This is a genomic window from Amycolatopsis sp. NBC_00438 (assembly GCF_036026695.1).
Classification (GTDB): Bacteria; Actinomycetota; Actinomycetes; order Mycobacteriales; family Pseudonocardiaceae; genus Amycolatopsis.
On record NZ_CP107923.1, the window covers coordinates 9,682,167 to 9,698,778 of the forward strand.

The window sequence follows — 16,612 nt, forward strand, 5'->3', positions numbered from 1 at the left end:
TCTGTCACAAAGGAGTGGCCCATGGGGGTTCCGATCCGCCTGTCCCGGCGATTCTTCCAGCGATCGATCACGGCTCTCGGCGCCGTCGTCCTGTCCACTCTCGGTGTCACGGGCCTCGCCCAGGCCGCCGGGACCGTCTACGCAGCGGTCGGTGATTCCTACTCCTCGGGAGTCGGCGCCGGCAGCTACGGCAGTTCCGGGAGCTGCTACCGCAGCTCCAACGCCTACCCGCAGCTGTGGGCCAACGCGCACAGCGGCACGTCGCTCACCTTCCTGGCCTGTTCCGGCGCCCGGACGGGTGACGTCATCAGCCAGGCCAACTCCATCCCCTCCAACGCGACCCTGGTCACGGTCACCGTGGGCGGCAACGACGCCGGCTTCAGCGACGTGATCCAGACCTGCACCCTCGGCAGCGACGCGGACTGCACCAACCGCGTCAACACCGCGAAGACCTACGTCAACAACACCCTGCCGGCGCTGCTGACGAACACCTACAACGCGATCAAGGCGAAGGCGCCGGGCGCGCGGCTCGTCGTCCTGTCCTACCCGCGCTTCTACACCGTGCCCGGCTCCTGCTGGGTCGGGCTGAGCGACACCAAGCGCACCGCGATCAACTCGGGCGCCGACACGCTGGCGTCGGTGACGGCGTCGCGGGCGGCGGCGGCGGGCGCGACGTTCGTCGACGTCCGGCCGTCGTTCGTGGGGCACAACATCTGCTCCTCGGCCGGCGACTACCTGCACAGCCTCACCTGGCCGGTCATCGAGTCGTACCACCCGACGGCGGCCGGTCAGTCCGGCGGCTACTACGCCCCGCTGCGGGGTGCCATCGGCTGAACCCGGTCCCCTCCGGTCCGTGAAGGCCATCCCGGCGCGTCCGGGGTGGCCTTCACGGCATTCCGGCGACTGGACAGCCAGGTTAGCGGTCGCTAACATCGGGACGGAGGTTAACGACCGCTAACTTCGAGGGAGCCCATGGACACGCCGGCTCTGGGGACTTCGGCCGCCCCGGACAGCGAGGCTTACGCCCGCAACGCCACATCCCACGCGGAGCTGGTCGAAGACCTCCGCAAACGCCTCTCGAGCGCCCGCCTCGGCGGGCCGGAGAAGTCACGCACCCGGCACGTCGAGCGCGGCAAGCTGCTCCCGCGCGACCGCGTCGACACGCTGCTGGACCCGGGTTCGCCGTTCCTCGAGCTGTCGCCGCTGGCCGCGAACGGACTGTACGACGACGAAGCGCCGTCGGCGGGCATCATCACCGGGATCGGGCGCGTCTCCGGGCGCGAGTGCGTCATCGTCGCGAACGACGCCACCGTCAAGGGCGGCACGTACTACCCGATGACGGTGAAGAAGCACCTGCGCGCCCAGGAGGTCGCGCTGCACAACAACCTGCCGTGCGTCTACCTGGTGGACTCCGGCGGCGCGTTCCTGCCGCGGCAGGACGAGGTCTTCCCGGATCGTGAACACTTCGGCCGGATCTTCTACAACCAGGCGACGATGTCCGCGCGCGGCATCCCGCAGATCGCCGCGGTGCTCGGTTCGTGCACCGCCGGCGGCGCGTACGTCCCGGCGATGAGCGACGAGGCCGTCATCGTCCGGAACCAGGGCACGATCTTCCTCGGCGGCCCGCCGCTGGTGAAGGCCGCGACCGGCGAGGTCGTCACGGCGGAGGAACTCGGCGGCGGCGACGTCCACTCGCGCCAGTCCGGCGTCACCGACCACCTGGCCGACGACGACGCGCACGCGCTGCGGATCGTCCGCTCGATCGTCTCGACGCTCGGGCCGCGCACGCCGCGCCCGTGGGACGTCCTGCCGACCGAGGCGCCGGCCGTCGACCCCGCCGAGCTGTACGGCGTCGTGCCGACCGACTCGCGCACGCCGTACGACGTGCGCGAGGTGATCGCGCGGATCGTCGACGGCAGCCGGTTCGGCGAGTTCAAGAAGGAGTACGGCTCGACGCTGGTCACCGGGTTCGCCCGGATCCACGGCCACCCGGTCGGCATCGTCGCGAACAACGGCGTCCTGTTCGCCGAGTCCGCGATGAAGGGCGCGCACTTCATCGAACTGTGCGACAAGCGCTCGATCCCGCTGCTGTTCCTGCAGAACATCACCGGCTTCATGGTCGGCAAGGCGTACGAGGCCGGCGGCATCGCCAAGCACGGCGCGAAGATGGTCACCGCGGTGGCCTGCGCGCGGGTGCCGAAGTTAACGGTCGTTATCGGCGGCTCTTTCGGCGCCGGCAACTACTCGATGTGCGGCCGGGCGTACTCGCCGCGGTTCCTCTGGATGTGGCCGAACGCGCGGATCTCGGTGATGGGCGGCGAGCAGGCGGCGTCGGTGCTCTCGACGGTCCGCCGCGACTCGATCGAGGCACGCGGCGGTGAATGGTCCACAGAGGACGAAGAGACGTTCAAGGACCCGATCCGCGAGCAGTACGAGGCGCAGGGGAGCCCCTACTACTCGACCGCGCGGCTGTGGGACGACGGCGTGATCGACCCGGCCGACACCCGCACGGTGCTCGGCCTCGCGCTCTCGACCGCGGCGAACGCGCCCCTTTCCGATGTCAACTACGGCGTCTTCCGGATGTGATGATGTTCGACTCAGTGTTGGTCGCCAACCGCGGCGAGATCGCGGTGCGGGTCATCCGCACGTTGCGTGACCTCGGCATCCGCGCCGTCGCCGTCTACAGCGACGCCGACGCCGACGCGCGGCACGTCCACGAGGCGGACACCGCCGTCCGGATCGGTCCGGCCGAAGCCGCGCGCAGTTACCTGTCCATTCCGGCCATGGTGGACGCGGCCGTGTCATCGGGCGCGCAGGCCGTGCACCCGGGGTACGGCTTCCTGGCCGAGAACGCCGAGTTCGCGCGGGCCTGCGAGGCCGCCGGGCTGGTGTTCATCGGGCCGCCGGTCGCCGCGATCGACGCCATGGGCGACAAGATCCGCGCGAAGGCGACGGTGTCGAAGGCGGGCGTCCCGGTCGTGCCCGGAGTGTCCGATGTAGACATCACGGACGGCGATTTCGCCGCCGCCGCGGCCGGTGTCGGCTATCCGCTGCTGATCAAGCCGTCCGCCGGTGGTGGCGGCAAGGGCATGCGGCTGGTGCACGCTCCCGAGGAGCTGGCCGACGCCATCGAGTCGGCCCGGCGCGAGGCCAAGAGCTCGTTCGGCGACGACACGCTGCTGCTGGAGCGGTTCGTCACGACCCCGCGGCACATCGAGATCCAGGTCATGGCCGACACGTTCGGGCACGTGATCCACCTCGGTGAGCGCGAGTGCAGCCTGCAGCGGCGGCACCAGAAGATCATCGAGGAAGCGCCGTCGGTGCTGCTCGACGAGACCACCCGCGACAAGATGGGCACGGCGGCCGCCGAGGCGGCGCGCTCGGTCGGGTACGTCGGCGCGGGCACGGTCGAGTTCATCATGTCGGCGCACAACCCGGACGAGTTCTTCTTCATGGAGATGAACACCCGGCTGCAGGTCGAGCACCCGGTCACCGAGCTGGTCACCGGCCTCGACCTCGTCGAGTGGCAGGTCCGCGTCGCGGCGGGGGAGCACCTTTCCGTCAAACAGTCGGACGTCGTGTTGAACGGCCATGCCGTCGAGGCGCGGGTGTACGCCGAGGACCCGGCGCGCGGCTTCATCCCGACCGGCGGCACGGTGCTGGCGGTGCACGAGCCGTCGGGCGACGGCGTGCGCGTCGACTCGTGGCTGGCGCCCGGCGCGGTGATCGGCTCGAACTACGACCCGATGCTGGCCAAGGTCATCGCCTGGGGCCCGGACCGCGCGGCCGCGCTGCACCGGCTCGACCGGGCGCTGGCCGACACGGCGGTGCTGGGCGTCGGCACGAACACCGCGTTCCTGCGGGGATTGCTGGCCGACACCGACGTCCGCGAGGGGCGTCTCGACACCGAGCTGGTCGACCGCCGGCTGTCCACACTGGTCTCTTCGGACGTACCGGCGGAATTCTTCGCCGCGGCCGCGCTCGATCGGTTGCTGGAGCTGCAGCCGTCGGGATCCATTGTGGACCCGTGGGACGTCCCGGACGGCTGGCGGATGGGCGCGGCCGGCGGAGTCGTGTTCCGGTTGAAGTCGGGCCGGACGTCGGCGGTGGTCCGGGTGGAGGGCACGCCTTCCGCGGCGACGGTGTTCGTCGACGACGCGGAGCCGGTGCGCGTCTCGGCCCGGCGTGACGGGTCCCTTCTGGAGGTTCGCCACGGCGGCGTGTTCCACCGGTACCGCCACGCGTCCGGTCCTGATCGGACGGTGTGGCTGGCGCGCGACGGCCGGAGCTTCCCCTTCGGGGAGCAGGAGTTCGTGCTGTCGTCGCGCGGCGAGGCCGCGGGCGCCGGGCCGGTCACCAGCCCGATGCCGGGCACGGTGCTCGTCGTCAAGGTCGCCGCGGGTGACGTCGTGCGTGCCGGGACGCCGTTGCTGGTCGTCGAGGCGATGAAGATGGAACACACGGTCACGGCGCCGATCGACGGCGTGGTCAGCGAACTTCCCGTCCGGGCCGGCCAACAGGTCGCGCTCGACGAAACCCTTGCCGTAGTCAGCCCCCAAGAGGAGCAGCAGTGATCGACTTCCGCCTGGACGAGGACTACGAGTCCCTCCGCAAGACGGTCGAGGACTTCGCGCACGCCGAGGTGGCGCCGGTGATCGGCGCGCTCTACGAGAAGGAAGAGTTCCCGTACGAGATCGTCGCGAAGATGGGCGGGATGGGCCTGTTCGGCCTGCCGTTCCCGGAGGAGTTCGGCGGCATGGGCGGCGACTACTTCGCGCTGTGCCTGGCGCTGGAGGAACTGGCGCGCGTCGACTCGTCGGTGGCGATCACCCTGGAGGCGGGCGTTTCCCTCGGCGCGATGCCGATCTTCCGCTTCGGCACGCAGGAGCAGAAGGAGAAGTGGCTCCCGTCGTTGTGCGCGGGCACGGCTCTGGGCGGCTTCGGCCTGACCGAGCCGGGCGGCGGCTCGGACGCGGGCGCGACCCGCACGCGAGCGCGCCAGGACGGTGACGACTGGGTCATAAACGGCAGCAAGGCGTTCATCACGAACTCGGGCACGGACATCACCCGCCTGGTCACGGTCACCGCCGTGACGGACGTGATGGAGAACGGCCGCAAGGAGATCTCGGCGATCCTCGTCCCGTCCGGCACCCCGGGCTTCGAGGTCGCGCCGAAGTACTCGAAGGTCGGCTGGAACTGCTCGGACACGCACGAACTGTCCTTTTCGGACGTCCATGTCCCGGTCGAGAACCTCGTCGGCGCCCGCGGCCGCGGTTACGCCCAGTTCTTGTCCATTTTGGACGAAGGCCGCGTCGCGATCGCCGCACTGTCGGTGGGCCTGGCGCAAGGCTGCGTCGACGAGTGCCTGGGGTACGTGAAGGACCGCGTCGCGTTCGGCAAGCGGATCGGGGAATACCAGGCGATCCAGTTCAAGATCGCCGACATGGAGGTCCGCACGCACACCGCGCGCCTGGCGTACTACCAGGCGGCGTCGAAGATGCTGCGCGGCGAGCCGTTCAAGAAGGAAGCGTCGATCGCGAAGCTGGTGGCCTCGAACGCGGCGATGGACAACGCGCGCGACGCGACGCAGATCTTCGGCGGGTACGGCTTCATGAACGAGTACCCGGTGAGCCGGTTCTACCGCGACGCGAAGATCCTGGAGATCGGCGAGGGGACGAGCGAGGTCCAGAAGATGCTGATCTCGCGCCACCTCGGCGTCGGCTGAGCTAACGCGCGATCCCTCGCCTGCGAAAGTCCTCAGGGAGGGTGAGGATGAAGCGGTTCGCGGTCGTAGTGGTGGGTGCCTGCCTGGTCGCGGGATGCGCACCCGAGGCGCGGGTCGACGACGGTCCGGAGTTCGGCACCCGTCGCCGACCGCGACGGTCACCCTGGCCCCGCCCAGCCCCACGCCGACAACCTTCCCGGCCGGCTACCCCAAGGTGGTGCCCGTGGGTTCGCTTCCGGCCAGGCTGCGGGACAAGTACCGCGCCGATGGCGCAACCGAAGCCGTCCAGCTCGCCCCGGGCGTGTGGTCGCCGGTGCAGGAGAGCGCGGCCATCGTGACCACGCGTGAAGTATCCCGGCACCTGCTGGTGAGTGCCGCCGGCGTCGGGAAAGCGCGCCCGCGCGTCCGCCTGGTCCGGTAAACAGGGGGCATGGACAACACCGTCATCCGATCGGGTGACCCTGGGGACGCCGACATACTGCTGCGCTTCTTCGACGAAGCCGTCGAATGGCTGGTCGCGCGCGGCAGTGCGAAGCAGTGGGGGACCGAGCCGTGGAGCGACGTCCCGAAGCGCGTCGAGCGGGTCCAGGGCATGGTCGCCGACCCCGGGCTGCGCATCGCGATGGTCGGCGGCGAGCCCGCGGGTGCGCTGATCGTCTCCGAAGAGCATGACCCGCACGTGCCGGCCGTCGACGAGCGTGAGCTGTACGTGCGGCTGCTGATCACGTCCCGCCGGTTCGCTGGCCGGCGCGTCGGCGGGCGGCTCGTCGAGTACGCGCTCGACGAGGCCAAGCGCCGCGGCATCGACCTCGTGCGCGTCGACTGCTGGGCCGGCGGCGACGGCGATCTGCAGCGCTACTACGAGAGCCAGGGGTTCAAGCCGACCGTGCGGTTCGACGTCGACGGCTGGACCGGTCAGGTGCTGGAGCAGCGTGTGGGGTAGCGCGATCCCGGCCCGGGAGCGACACTGTTGACGCGTTGCCAACAGACGGAGGAGTCGCCATGGCCGAGCATCTCGCGGGCAAGGTCGTCGTCATCACCGGCGGTGGGCAGGGGATCGGCGCGGCGACCGCGTCGGCGCTGTCCCGGCTGGGCGCGCTGGTCGTCATCGGCGACCTCGACCAGGTCCGGGCCGAGAAAACGGCCGGTGAGCTGGGCGCCGAAGCGCTGCCGCTGGACGTCACCGACATCCGCGGCTTCACCGGGTTCCTCGACGAGGTCGAACGCCGCCACGGCCGCATCGACGTGCTGATCAACAACGCCGGCATCATGCCGCTCGCCGCCCTCGAGGAGGAGAGCGACGCGACGACCCGGCGGCAGCTCGAGATCAACCTGCACGCCGTCATCCACGGCACCCGCGAAGCGATGAAGCGGATGCGCCCGCGCCGCAGCGGGCACATCGTCAACGTCGCGTCGTTCGCCGGCAAAGCGGGCTTTCCGGGCGCGGCGACGTACTGCGCCACCAAGCACGCCGTCGTCGGGCTGTCCGAGGCCGTGCACCTGGAGCTGCACGGCTCCGGCGTGCACGTCTCCTGCGTGATGCCCGCGATCGTGCGGACCGAGCTCGCGAGCGGTCTCGGCGAGGCGAAGCTGTTCAAGTCCGCGAGCCCGGAAAACGTCGCCGACGCCATCGTCGCCACGCTGCGGAAGCCGAAGTTCGACGTCTTCGTGCCCCGGTCACTGGGGCCTATGGGCAAACTCACGGGACTGCTGCCGCGGCGGGCCGCCGAACTGCTCGCTCGGACGCTGAAAGCGGACCAGCTTTTGGCTTCAGCGGCCCATTCCCCGGCTCGTGCGGCGTACGAAGCGCGGGCCGCGGAGAGTGCGCCCGGAGCGGCCGCGGAGTAACTCGGACGGCCTAACGACTGTCCGAATTGGACGTGCTTGCGGGGTGCTTGCAGGTGTGGCGTGGTTGAGCCGCGCGCGCCCGCACTGGCAAGATTGCCGGGTATTCCCCGGGGGACTCCAGGAGGCAACGGACATGGCTTCACCGCCCGCACGGCTGGCCGCCGCGGCGTCGAACGTGGTCGGCAAGGTGCTGCACGGTGGGGTCGCCGATCTCCGTCCGATGCCGCGGGTGCTGATCGACCAGGGCCCGAACCGCTCGGTCTACCGGATGACGCACAGCAGCCGACCGGTGTCGGGGCCGCCGATCCTGCTCGTGCCGCCGCTGGCCGCGCCGGCGATCTGCTTCGACCTGCGCCGCGGCTGCAGCCTCATCGAGCACCTCGTCGAGGACGGCCGCAACGCCTACCTCGTCGACTACGGCATGGTCGCGTTCTCCGACCGGCGCCTGGGCATCGAGCACTGGATCGACGAGGTGCTGCCGCGCGCGATCCGCAAGGTCAGCGCGGACGCCGGTGGCCAGGCCGTGCACCTGGTGTCGTGGTCGCTCGGCGGCATCTTCTCGATGCTGGTGAACGCCGACCAGCCGGACCTCCCGATCGCGTCGATCACGGCGATCGGCTCCCCGGTGGACTTCACGGCGATCCCGATCGTCGCCCCGTTCCGCCCGCTGGTCGACCTGACGGGCGGCCACCTGCTGACGCCGATCTACCGCGCGTTCGGCGGCGCACCGTCCTATTTGGTCAGCCGGGTCTTCAAGGCGACGGGCATCAGCAAGGAGATCACGAAGCCGATCGCCATCCTCAAGAACCTCGACGACCGGGACTACCTGGCCCAGATCGAGGCGGTGGACCACTTCATGGACAACATGTACGCCTACCCGGGCCGCACGTTCGGCCAGCTGTACCACCGCCTGTTCCGCACGAACGACCTCGCGGAAGGCAAGGTCGACCTGAACGGCCGGGTGATCTCGCTGTCGACGGTGAAGGTCCCGACGCTGGTAGTGGCGGGCCAGAACGACACGATCGCGCCGCGGGCGTCGGTCGAGCGCGTGGTGGAACTGCTGGACAACGCCCCCGAGGTCCGCTTCAAGACCGCGCCGGGCGGGCACCTGGGCGTCCTGACCGGACGCAAGGCGCGCGGCACGACGTGGCGCTACCTGGACGAGTTCCTGGACGACCGGATCTCAGCCGACTAGGTCGACGTCGAACGGCTCGGCCGCGCTGTAGTGGAGGTCCGCCCACACGGCGCCGGGAACTTCGTAGCGCCGGTGCGACGTCAGCCTCGGGTCGTAACCCGGGGTTTGCGCGGGGTTGTGGCCGATGCCCGTGTGGTCCGAACCCCACGCGAGGATGCCCGGCACCCACATCGGTTTCGTGGAACCGTCGCCGCCCAGCCGCGGGCGGACGACGATCGCCGAGCCCGGGCTGCCGGACAGGAAGACGCGGACCGTGTGCTCACCCGCGTCCGGCGGCGTGACGGTGATGCGTTCCAAGATTTCGACTCCTGTCGTGCCGGGGGCGCCGGTGGTGGCGCGCTGGCGGAGCCAGCCGGTGTCGATGCCGACCGGGTCGATCTTGCGGCCCGCGGGGACGCAGACGTCCTTGTGCCCGGCGTAGCGCTCGACACCACGGGACATGTAACGCAGCAGCGCGGCGACGAGCTTCGGGTAGGCGTCGCGCTGCGCGTCCGTCCAGACGCCGTTGCCCGCGGACTCCGCTTCGATGCCGAGGAACTCGTCGTTCAGGTCGAGGAACCCGAGCCAGCGGGACGCGCCGGCGTGGTAGGCGCACCCGGCGGCGACGACGTAGATCGTGCCGCTGCGCCCGAGACCGAGGTTGCACAGCGGCCCGGCCAGGTCGGGGCGGCCGTTCGTGACGACGTCGAGGGACGGGTAGTCGCCCGGCGCGGAATCGGCGGTGGCGGTGTGGTGCCCCACGACGCCTTCGACGACGCGCATGCCGCCGTGACCCCGGGTCTGCCACCCGGCGACCTCGACGACGGGGTAGCCGGTGCTGCGGGCGGCGTCGACGAGCCAGGGGACGTACACCGCTCAGCCCTCCAGCGCGTCGTAGGCGCCGGAGTCGGCTTCGGTGTCGGGCGCGTCGTGAGCGGCGATCCGCGCGGCGAGCGCGGCGCGGGCTTCGTCGAGGGTCTTCGGGTTCTGCCGCCCGGCGTCCCACCCCTCGGCGGCCCACTCCTCGGGCGTCTTGATCGGAGTGGTGTCACCGGGCTCGTGCACAACGTCGTTGTCGGTCCTGGCGGGTTCGGTCACAGTCGGCCTCCGACGGCGAGACTACCGGAGGCCGACTGCCGGCGACCTACTTCAGCTGAGCACTCGTCTTCCCCAGCACCCGCCGAGCCACGATGAGCTGCTGGATCTGCTGGGTCCCCTCGAAGATGTCGAGGATCTTCGCGTCCCGCGCCCACTTCTCCAGCAACGACTCCTCGCCGTACGCCCCGGTCAGCTCGACGCACTTCAGCGCGATGTCCACCACCGAACGCCCGGCCTTGGCCTTCGCCATCGACGCCTGCAGCGAGTTCGGCTTGCGGTTGTCGGCCATCCACGCCGATTCCAGCGTCAGCAGGTACGCCGACTCGTAGTCCGCTTCCAGGCGGAGGAACTCGGCCGCCGCCGCGTGCTGGGTGTGGGCCGGGCGGTCGTAGTCGATGACCACTCCCGCGTCGGTGAGGATCCGGCGCGTCTCCTCCAGCGCCGCCCGGGCGACGCCGATCGCCATCGCCGCCACCAGCGGGCGGGTGTTGTCGAACGTCTGCATGACGCCCGCGAAACCCTTGGCGGTGTCGATTTCCGCCGTGCCCAGCAGGTTCTCCGCGGGGACGCGGCAGTTCTCGAAGCGCAGCACCGCGGTGTCGGACGCGCGGATGCCGAGCTTGTGCTCGACGCGCACCACCTCGAAGCCCGGCGTGCCCTTCTCGACCACGAACGACTTGATCGCCGCGCGGCCCTTCGTCTTGTCCAGCGTCGCCCACACGACGACCGCGTCGGCGCGCTCGCCGGACGTCACGAAGATCTTTTCGCCGTTGATGATGTAGTCGTCGCCGTCCAGCCGGGCGGTCGTGGTGACCGCCGCGGAGTCCGAGCCGAAACCGGGCTCGGTGATCGCCATCGCCGCCCACAGCCCGGAGAAGCGCTTGAGCTGCTCGTCGGTCGCGACCGAGCCGATCGCCGCGTTGCCCAGGCCCTGGCGCGGCATCGACAGCAGCAGGCCGACGTCACCCCAGCACATCTCGATGGTGCCGAGGACGACGTTGAGGTTGGCGCCGTTGCGGTTGCCCTTTTCCTTCTCGTCCTTCGAGCGGCGGACGCCCGCGGCGCCGGCGCCGCCCTCGCCGGAGGAGTTGAGGCCGTCCAGCAGCGCCGCGAACATGTCCAGCTCGGCGGGGTAGGTGTGCTCCGCGCGGTCGTACTTGCGCGAGATCGGCCGGAACACCTCGGCCGCGGCCTGGTACGCCTGGTTGATCAGCGCGCCGGCCTTCTTGGGAGCTTCCAGGTTAATCATCGTTAACGCCTTTCCGAAACCTAGAGAAGGACGGCGCCTTCCATGACGCCGATGGCGCGCAGGTCCCGGTACCAGCGCTCGACCGGGTGCTCCTTGACGAAGCCGTGCCCGCCGAGCAGCTGCACGCCCGCGTTGCCGATCTGCATGCCCTTGTCCACGGCCAGCTTCCGGGCCAGCGCGACCTCGCGGGCGTAGGACTTGCCCTGCTCGGCCCGCGCCGCGGCGCGCAGCGTGACCAGCCGCAGGCCCTCCAGCTCGATCGCGATGTCGGCGACCGAGAACGCCACGGCCTGCCGGTGGCTGATCGGCTCGCCGAATGCGACGCGCTCGTTGACGTAGGGGACGACGTAGTCGAGCACGGCCTTCGCGGTACCGGCGGCCAGCGCCGCCCAGCCCAGCCGCGAGAGCCGGACGAGCTCGGTGAAGACGTCGAGCTTGCCGCCGCCGAGCAGCGCGCCCGCGGGCAGCGCCACCTTCTCCAGGTGCAGCTTTCCGGTCGCGGCGCCGCGCAGGCCCATCGCCGGCTCGGCCTCGATGGTCACCCCGGCGTTCGACGACTCGACGAGGAACAGCGCCGGGCCGCGGCCTTCGAGGTCCGCGGAGACGATGAACAGCTCCGCCTGCGCCGCGCGCGGTACCAGCGACTTCACGCCGTCGAGCTGGTAGCCCTTCGGGGTGCGGCGGGCCTTCGTCGCGGGCTTGAACGGGTCGTACAGCGCCCGCTGCTCCTGCAGCGCGAGCGCGGCGGCGGGCACGTTCTCGCCGACGAACGCGGGCAGGTAGTCGGCCTGCTGCTGCTCGTCGCCCCAGCTGACCAGCGCCGTGCTGACCGCGGACGGCGCGAGCACCGCGACCGCCAGCCCGAGGTCACCGTGGGCGAGGGCCTCCGCGACCAGCGCGTTGGTGACGACCGACCGTTCGGTGCCGACGCCGCCGAGCTCCTCGGGGATGCCGACCAGGCTGATGCCCAGCTCGGCGGCCCGGCTCAGCAGGCCTTCCGGGGCTTCGAGCTTGGCGTCGGCGTCCGCGGCGGCCGGGCGCAGCTGCTCGGCGGCGAATTCTGTCACGGTCTCGACGATGAGCTGCTGGTCCTCGCTCGGCGTCAGGTCGAACAGCCCGGTGTCGTTCGCCGGCGAGAGCCGGGCGGGCTTGCCCAGCTTCCGCACCGACGTGAACGACCGGGTGGCCGCGCCGGCGGCCCGGAAGCCGTTGCGCGTCCCCGCGGTGACCAGGCCTTCGATGGGCTTGCGCAGCCCGGCCCGATCCACGACTTTGCTCCCGGCCAGCCGGGTCAGCGCGGACAGGCCCCAGCCCATCGCGTCCCGTTTCCTTGGCGCAGCCATTGTGGCCCTCCATCCGCGTTACCTACTCGCGAGTAGGTTAACGCGGTATGCGGCTGCGCGCCAGTGCGGGTTCACTTACGAGTGAGTCAGCCGCGCCGAGGCCTCCCACAGCTCCCGCGCGACGGCGGGATCGCTGTCCGCGGGACGCCGCCGGGCCGGCTTCGGCGTCTCGCCGGATCGCCCGCCCGGGCCGATGTAGGCGTTGCCCGGGAGGTCCTCGGTCGCGGCGAAGAGCGTCGGCAGCGCGCCGTACTCCGCCTTCTTCTGCGTGATCAGCGGGTAGAGCGCCTTGACCAGCGTCGCCTGCACGCCGCCGGTGTGCCGGTCGAGCCCGGTCCGCGCGACACCCGGGTGCGCCGCGACCGCCAGTACCTTGCTGCCGGCGTCGGTGAGCCGGCGCTGCAGTTCGAGCGTGAACAGCAGGTTCGCCAGTTTCGACTGGCCGTACGCCCGCATCGGCGAGTAGCGGCGGTGCTCCCAGTTCAGGTCGTCGAGACGGATCCGCCCCGTCCTGGACAGACCCGAGGCGACGGTCACGACGCGTCCGGTGAGGTACGGCAGCAGCAGGTTCGTCAGCGCGAAGGGCCCGAAGTGGTTCACGGCCATGTGCGTCTCGAAGCCGTCGACGGACTTGCCGTACGGGACGGCCATCACGCCGGCGTTGTTGACGAGGACGTCGAGGTCGCCGGACCAGCCGTCGGCGAAGGCGCGCACCGAAGCGAGGTCGGCGAGGTCGAGGCGCCGGACCTCGGTATCGCCGGGGGGCGGGGTGACGCGGGCGGGGTCGCGCACGGCGAGCACGACGTGCGCGCCACGGGCGGCCAGATCGCGGGCGGTGATGGCGCCGAGGCCACCCGCGGCGCCGGTGACGACGAAGGTGCGGCCGGAAAGTGAAGGGGTCATGGGACCAGCGTCGCCGCGGCGCGCGGACCGTGGCAGAGCGCGCCGATCGGGGGATCGGCGATCCCTGGCACCGCGCGCGGAAGGGCCGATAATCAGGGGTGTGGACCGTCCAGCGCTCGCCGACTTCCTGCGCCGCCGCCGTGAGGCGCTGAGCCCGGAAGACGTCGGGCTGCCGCCGGGACAGCGTCGCCGCACGGCCGGCCTGCGTCGCGAGGAGGTCGCGACGCTCTCGGGCATGTCCACCGACTACTACACGCGGCTGGAACAGCGGCGCGGACCGCGGCCCTCGGAGCAGATGCTGGCCGCGATCGCGCGCGGCCTGCGGCTCACCCTCGACGAGCGTGACCACCTGTTCCGGCTGGCCGGGCACACCGCGCCGACGCGGGTGTCGCGCGCCGACCACGTCAGCCCGCCGCTGATGCGCGTCCTGGACCGGCTGCACGACACCCCCGCCCAGGTGATGTCGAACCTCGGCGAGACGCTCGTGCAGAACCCGCCGGCCAAAGCGCTGCTCGGCGACGAAACCGGCCACACCGGGCCCGCGCGCAGCGCCGTCTACCGCTGGTTCACCGACCCGGCGGAGCGGCGGATCTACCCGGAAGCCGACCGCGTCCGGCACAGCCGGTTCCTGGTGGCGAGCCTGCGGGCGACGTCCGGCAGCGACCCCCGGGCCGCGGACCTCGCGCGGCTTCTGAGCGCGAAGAGCGCGGAGTTCGCGAAGCTGTGGGACGCACACGAAGTCGAGGTGCCGTCGGAGCGGCGCAAGACGATCGTCCACCCGAGCTTCGGCCCGATCGACCTCGACTGCCAGCTCCTGTTCACCGACGACCTCGCGCAAGTGCTGCTGGTGTTCACGGCCAAGCCGGGCACCGAAGACGCCGAGAAGCTCCAGCTGCTTTCGGTCGTCGGCCCGGAGCTGCTCGAGTCGTCATGAGTGGTCGGCGTGCACCTGCTTGCGCCAGTCCGCGAACTGCAGGCGTTCGAAGGCGATGAGCCCGAGCACCACCGCGGCGACGATCAGGACCAGCACCGCGGCGGGCACGTGCGCCAGCAACGGCGTCACCGCGACCAGCAGGACCGCCAGGACCAGGCGCTGGTGGTTCCAGCTGCCGAGGTTGCGCTTGCGCAGTGAGCTCAGGGCGATCAGGTAGAGCGCGAGCCCCCCGGTCAACGTCCAGATCGGCACGCCGTGCAGCGCCTCACCCGGCGCGTGGTGCTCGGTGTCGGCGACGTAGAGCAGCGCCTTCTTCAGCCCGAGGGCGACGAGCACGATCCCGGCGATCAGCGGCAGGTGCAGGAACGTGTAGGAGTCGGTGGCGAGCTTCGCGCGCTCATGCCCGGTCGCGCGGGTCAGCCGATGCTCGGACACCCGCGCGACGACGTCGAAGTAGGTCCACCACATCCCGGCGGCCAGCGCGAGCCCGCACACGGCCGCCCCGGTGACCGGCCACGACATCGGCAGCGCCCCGATCCCGATGCCGATCGCGACGATCGACTCCCCGAGCGCGATGATCACGATCAGCCCGAACCGCTCGGCGAAGTGCGCCGGCGAGTTCAACCGCCAGCCGTCCGGCCCGGTCAGGTAGACGTTGAGGTAGTCGACGAGCAAGGCGACCACCCACAACCCCAGCTGCCACGGCCCGCTCAACGTCGTCGCGACCCCGAGCAGCACCACGCTCGGCAGCAACCCGACGAACATCCGGAGCAACACGCGCTTGAGCCCGGCATCATGCCGAGCGGCGCCCAGGTAGGCGACAAGGTGCAGCAGCCGCACGACGGCGTAACAGACCACGAAGAGGACGGGCGCGAACAACCCACCGGGATGATCGACAAAGGCCTCGGGAATGGTGAGGGAGACGAGGAACATCACGGCCATCGCCCCGAACATCGCAAGCCGGGCGATCCCGTGGTCGACGTGGATGGTGGTCCCGAGCCAGGCGTAGGAGCACCAGCACCACCAAAGAACAGCGAGCATGGCCAGCCCCTGCCCCACCCCGAGGGGGCTCAGGTGATCGGCCATCAGCTGGGTGGTCTGGGTGATGGCGTAGACGAAGACCAGGTCGAAGAAGAGCTCGATGGTCGAGACGCGGTGGTCCTCATCCGCGCTCACCAGGTGCAGGCGTCTCGTGGGCACGCCGAATTATGTCCAGTGCGGCCCTCTGACGTCCGCGTTTCGCGGTAACGCCCTGCGCGAACATAGCCGTGCGTGCATCCGTCTGGGACACTGAGTGCGGGACGTGGGGAGGTGGGCCGTGCATTCCTATCCGGCCGCGCTGCACCGGACGATCATGGTCGTCGATATCGCCGGCTACAACGACCCGAAGCGGACTGTCGCTCATCTCCACGAGGTGCACGAAGGTCTCTGGGGCGTGCTGCGCCGGACACTTGCCGAGACAGGCGTTTCGTGGGAAGCCTGTTTGATCGAGAACACCGGCGACGGCGCGATGTTTCTGCTGCCGCCGGACATGGCCAAGGCCGACCTGGTCACGCAGCTGCCCGAGCGGATGCTCGGCGAGCTTCGCCGTCACAACGCCGTGCACACGGTCGAAGCCAGGCTCCAACTCCGCCTGGCGATCCATGCCGGCGAGGTCCACCGGGGCAGCCACGGCTCGATCAGCCCGGCAGTCAACTACACGTTCCGTTTGCTGGACGCGAAGGTGGCGAAGGTGGCCCAGAAGCAGACAGGCGCCCAACTGGCCATCATCGTCTCGGAAGAGTTCTACCGCGAGGTGGTGAAGCACGACCCGGCTGCCGACTCCGACGCGTACCGACAGATCCTGGCGGAGGTCAAGGAGACGACCGCCCAGCCGTGGCTGCGCTTGCTGGGCGGTACTCCGGGAAACGACCTCTCGGTGCCCCCGCCGGCCCCGCACCGCATCCTCCCGAGGCCGCAGAGCTCGTTGCCGGAATTGATCGAAGCGCTGCTGGCGATTCCCTGTGTGCGTGATGGGCAAAGCCGGAGATTGCTGCTGGAGGTTTTCCGGCGCCGCGAAATCGCCGAGATCGTGCCCTATCACGCGGAGGACCGCCTGCACGTGATCGCACTGGCGCGAACGTGCCAGCGCTTCGACGGCGGAATGTCGGACCTCCTGGACGCTGTCCGGACCATCGAGCCGGAATCACCGCAGGTCGAAGCCTTGGCTCTCATCATCGAAGCATGGCCGGATCCGCGGATCCGGTGACGCTTGTCCAGCTTTTGCCCTGTTCCGGCCGGGATTGATCGGTAAACTCACGTTCCCTGGCCACGAGGCTGTCGGGGAGGTGGTTCGTCA

At 70.4% G+C, this 16,612-nt stretch carries 16 protein-coding genes; 10 read left to right on the forward strand and 6 right to left on the reverse strand.

Annotation, left to right across the window (positions count from 1 at the left end; genetic code table 11):
* Positions 1-21 precede the first annotated feature (21 nt).
* The 8 genes from OG494_RS44730 to OG494_RS44765 all read left to right on the forward strand — a co-directional run bounded on the left by OG494_RS44730 (position 22) and on the right by OG494_RS44765 (position 8,768).
* Positions 22-834 (forward strand): SGNH/GDSL hydrolase family protein, encoded by an 813-nt coding sequence (locus OG494_RS44730; protein WP_328449324.1) that lies wholly within the window; start codon positions 22-24, stop codon positions 832-834.
* Positions 835-972: 138 nt separating this feature from the next.
* On the forward strand, positions 973-2,586 hold the full coding sequence (locus tag OG494_RS44735) for a carboxyl transferase domain-containing protein (protein ID WP_328449326.1): 1,614 nt from the start codon (positions 973-975) through the stop codon (positions 2,584-2,586).
* Positions 2,587-2,588: 2 nt separating this feature from the next.
* Positions 2,589-4,574 (forward strand): acetyl/propionyl/methylcrotonyl-CoA carboxylase subunit alpha, encoded by a 1,986-nt coding sequence (locus OG494_RS44740; RefSeq protein ID WP_328449328.1) that lies wholly within the window; start codon positions 2,589-2,591, stop codon positions 4,572-4,574.
* Complete coding sequence (locus tag OG494_RS44745; RefSeq protein ID WP_328449331.1) at positions 4,571-5,725, forward strand: acyl-CoA dehydrogenase family protein; 1,155 nt, start codon at positions 4,571-4,573, stop codon at positions 5,723-5,725. The genes OG494_RS44740 and OG494_RS44745 overlap by 4 nt, the downstream gene beginning before the upstream one ends.
* A 223-nt stretch (positions 5,726-5,948) precedes the next feature.
* Positions 5,949-6,146, forward strand: a complete 198-nt coding sequence (locus OG494_RS44750) for a hypothetical protein (RefSeq protein WP_328449334.1) — start codon at positions 5,949-5,951, stop codon at positions 6,144-6,146.
* 9 nt (positions 6,147-6,155) lie between these two features.
* Positions 6,156-6,668 (forward strand): GNAT family N-acetyltransferase, encoded by a 513-nt coding sequence (locus OG494_RS44755; RefSeq protein WP_328449336.1) that lies wholly within the window; start codon positions 6,156-6,158, stop codon positions 6,666-6,668.
* Positions 6,669-6,727: 59 nt separating this feature from the next.
* Entirely contained in the window at positions 6,728-7,573 is an 846-nt protein-coding gene (locus OG494_RS44760) for an SDR family oxidoreductase (protein ID WP_328449338.1), read from the forward strand.
* A gap of 133 nt (positions 7,574-7,706) precedes the next feature.
* Positions 7,707-8,768: an alpha/beta hydrolase gene (locus tag OG494_RS44765; RefSeq protein WP_328449340.1), complete on the forward strand. Its 1,062-nt coding sequence runs from the start codon at positions 7,707-7,709 to the stop codon at positions 8,766-8,768.
* On the opposite strand, the gene OG494_RS44770 is transcribed toward OG494_RS44765, so the two are convergent.
* The 5 genes from OG494_RS44770 to OG494_RS44790 all read right to left on the reverse strand — a co-directional run bounded on the left by OG494_RS44770 (position 8,757) and on the right by OG494_RS44790 (position 13,340).
* Positions 8,757-9,620 (reverse strand): peptidoglycan recognition protein family protein, encoded by an 864-nt coding sequence (locus tag OG494_RS44770; RefSeq protein WP_328449342.1) that lies wholly within the window; start codon positions 9,618-9,620, stop codon positions 8,757-8,759. The two genes, OG494_RS44765 and OG494_RS44770, sit on opposite strands and share 12 nt — an antisense overlap.
* Before the next feature lie 3 nt (positions 9,621-9,623).
* Positions 9,624-9,845, reverse strand: coding sequence for a hypothetical protein (locus OG494_RS44775; protein ID WP_328449344.1), 222 nt, complete (start codon positions 9,843-9,845; stop codon positions 9,624-9,626).
* A 46-nt stretch (positions 9,846-9,891) separates the two neighbouring features.
* Complete coding sequence (locus OG494_RS44780) at positions 9,892-11,094, reverse strand: acyl-CoA dehydrogenase family protein (protein ID WP_328449346.1); 1,203 nt, start codon at positions 11,092-11,094, stop codon at positions 9,892-9,894.
* A 20-nt stretch (positions 11,095-11,114) separates the two neighbouring features.
* Entirely contained in the window at positions 11,115-12,410 is a 1,296-nt protein-coding gene (locus tag OG494_RS44785) for an acyl-CoA dehydrogenase family protein (protein ID WP_328459211.1), read from the reverse strand.
* Between the two features lie 102 nt (positions 12,411-12,512).
* On the reverse strand, positions 12,513-13,340 hold the full coding sequence (locus tag OG494_RS44790; protein WP_328449348.1) for an SDR family NAD(P)-dependent oxidoreductase: 828 nt from the start codon (positions 13,338-13,340) through the stop codon (positions 12,513-12,515).
* A 100-nt stretch (positions 13,341-13,440) separates the two neighbouring features.
* Here OG494_RS44790 and OG494_RS44795 point away from each other — a divergent pair, with 100 nt between their 5' ends.
* The gene (locus tag OG494_RS44795) at positions 13,441-14,274 is read left to right on the forward strand and encodes a helix-turn-helix transcriptional regulator (RefSeq protein WP_328449350.1); all 834 of its coding nucleotides are present in this window, start codon (positions 13,441-13,443) and stop codon (positions 14,272-14,274) included.
* On the opposite strand, the gene OG494_RS44800 is transcribed toward OG494_RS44795, so the two are convergent.
* Complete coding sequence (locus OG494_RS44800; protein ID WP_328449352.1) at positions 14,269-15,474, reverse strand: low temperature requirement protein A; 1,206 nt, start codon at positions 15,472-15,474, stop codon at positions 14,269-14,271. The genes OG494_RS44795 and OG494_RS44800 overlap by 6 nt on opposite strands.
* A 118-nt stretch (positions 15,475-15,592) precedes the next feature.
* Here OG494_RS44800 and OG494_RS44805 point away from each other — a divergent pair, with 118 nt between their 5' ends.
* Positions 15,593-16,522 (forward strand): effector-associated domain 2-containing protein, encoded by a 930-nt coding sequence (locus OG494_RS44805; RefSeq protein WP_328449353.1) that lies wholly within the window; start codon positions 15,593-15,595, stop codon positions 16,520-16,522.
* Positions 16,523-16,612 lie beyond the last annotated feature (90 nt).

Excerpts from the sequence above, each read along its gene's own strand:
- OG494_RS44730 (WP_328449324.1), top strand. The coding sequence starts at position 22 with ATGGGGGTTCCGATCCGCCTGTCCCGGCGATTCTTCCAGCGATCGATC.
- OG494_RS44735 (WP_328449326.1), top strand. The coding sequence starts at position 973 with ATGGACACGCCGGCTCTGGGGACTTCGGCCGCCCCGGACAGCGAGGCT.
- OG494_RS44740 (WP_328449328.1), top strand. The coding sequence starts at position 2,589 with ATGTTCGACTCAGTGTTGGTCGCCAACCGCGGCGAGATCGCGGTGCGG.
- OG494_RS44755 (WP_328449336.1), top strand. The coding sequence starts at position 6,156 with ATGGACAACACCGTCATCCGATCGGGTGACCCTGGGGACGCCGACATA.
- OG494_RS44760 (WP_328449338.1), top strand. The coding sequence starts at position 6,728 with ATGGCCGAGCATCTCGCGGGCAAGGTCGTCGTCATCACCGGCGGTGGG.
- OG494_RS44765 (WP_328449340.1), top strand. The coding sequence starts at position 7,707 with ATGGCTTCACCGCCCGCACGGCTGGCCGCCGCGGCGTCGAACGTGGTC.
- OG494_RS44780 (WP_328449346.1), bottom strand. The coding sequence starts at position 11,094 with ATGATTAACCTGGAAGCTCCCAAGAAGGCCGGCGCGCTGATCAACCAG.
- OG494_RS44785 (WP_328459211.1), bottom strand. The coding sequence starts at position 12,410 with ATGGGCTGGGGCCTGTCCGCGCTGACCCGGCTGGCCGGGAGCAAAGTC.
- OG494_RS44790 (WP_328449348.1), bottom strand. The coding sequence starts at position 13,340 with ATGACCCCTTCACTTTCCGGCCGCACCTTCGTCGTCACCGGCGCCGCG.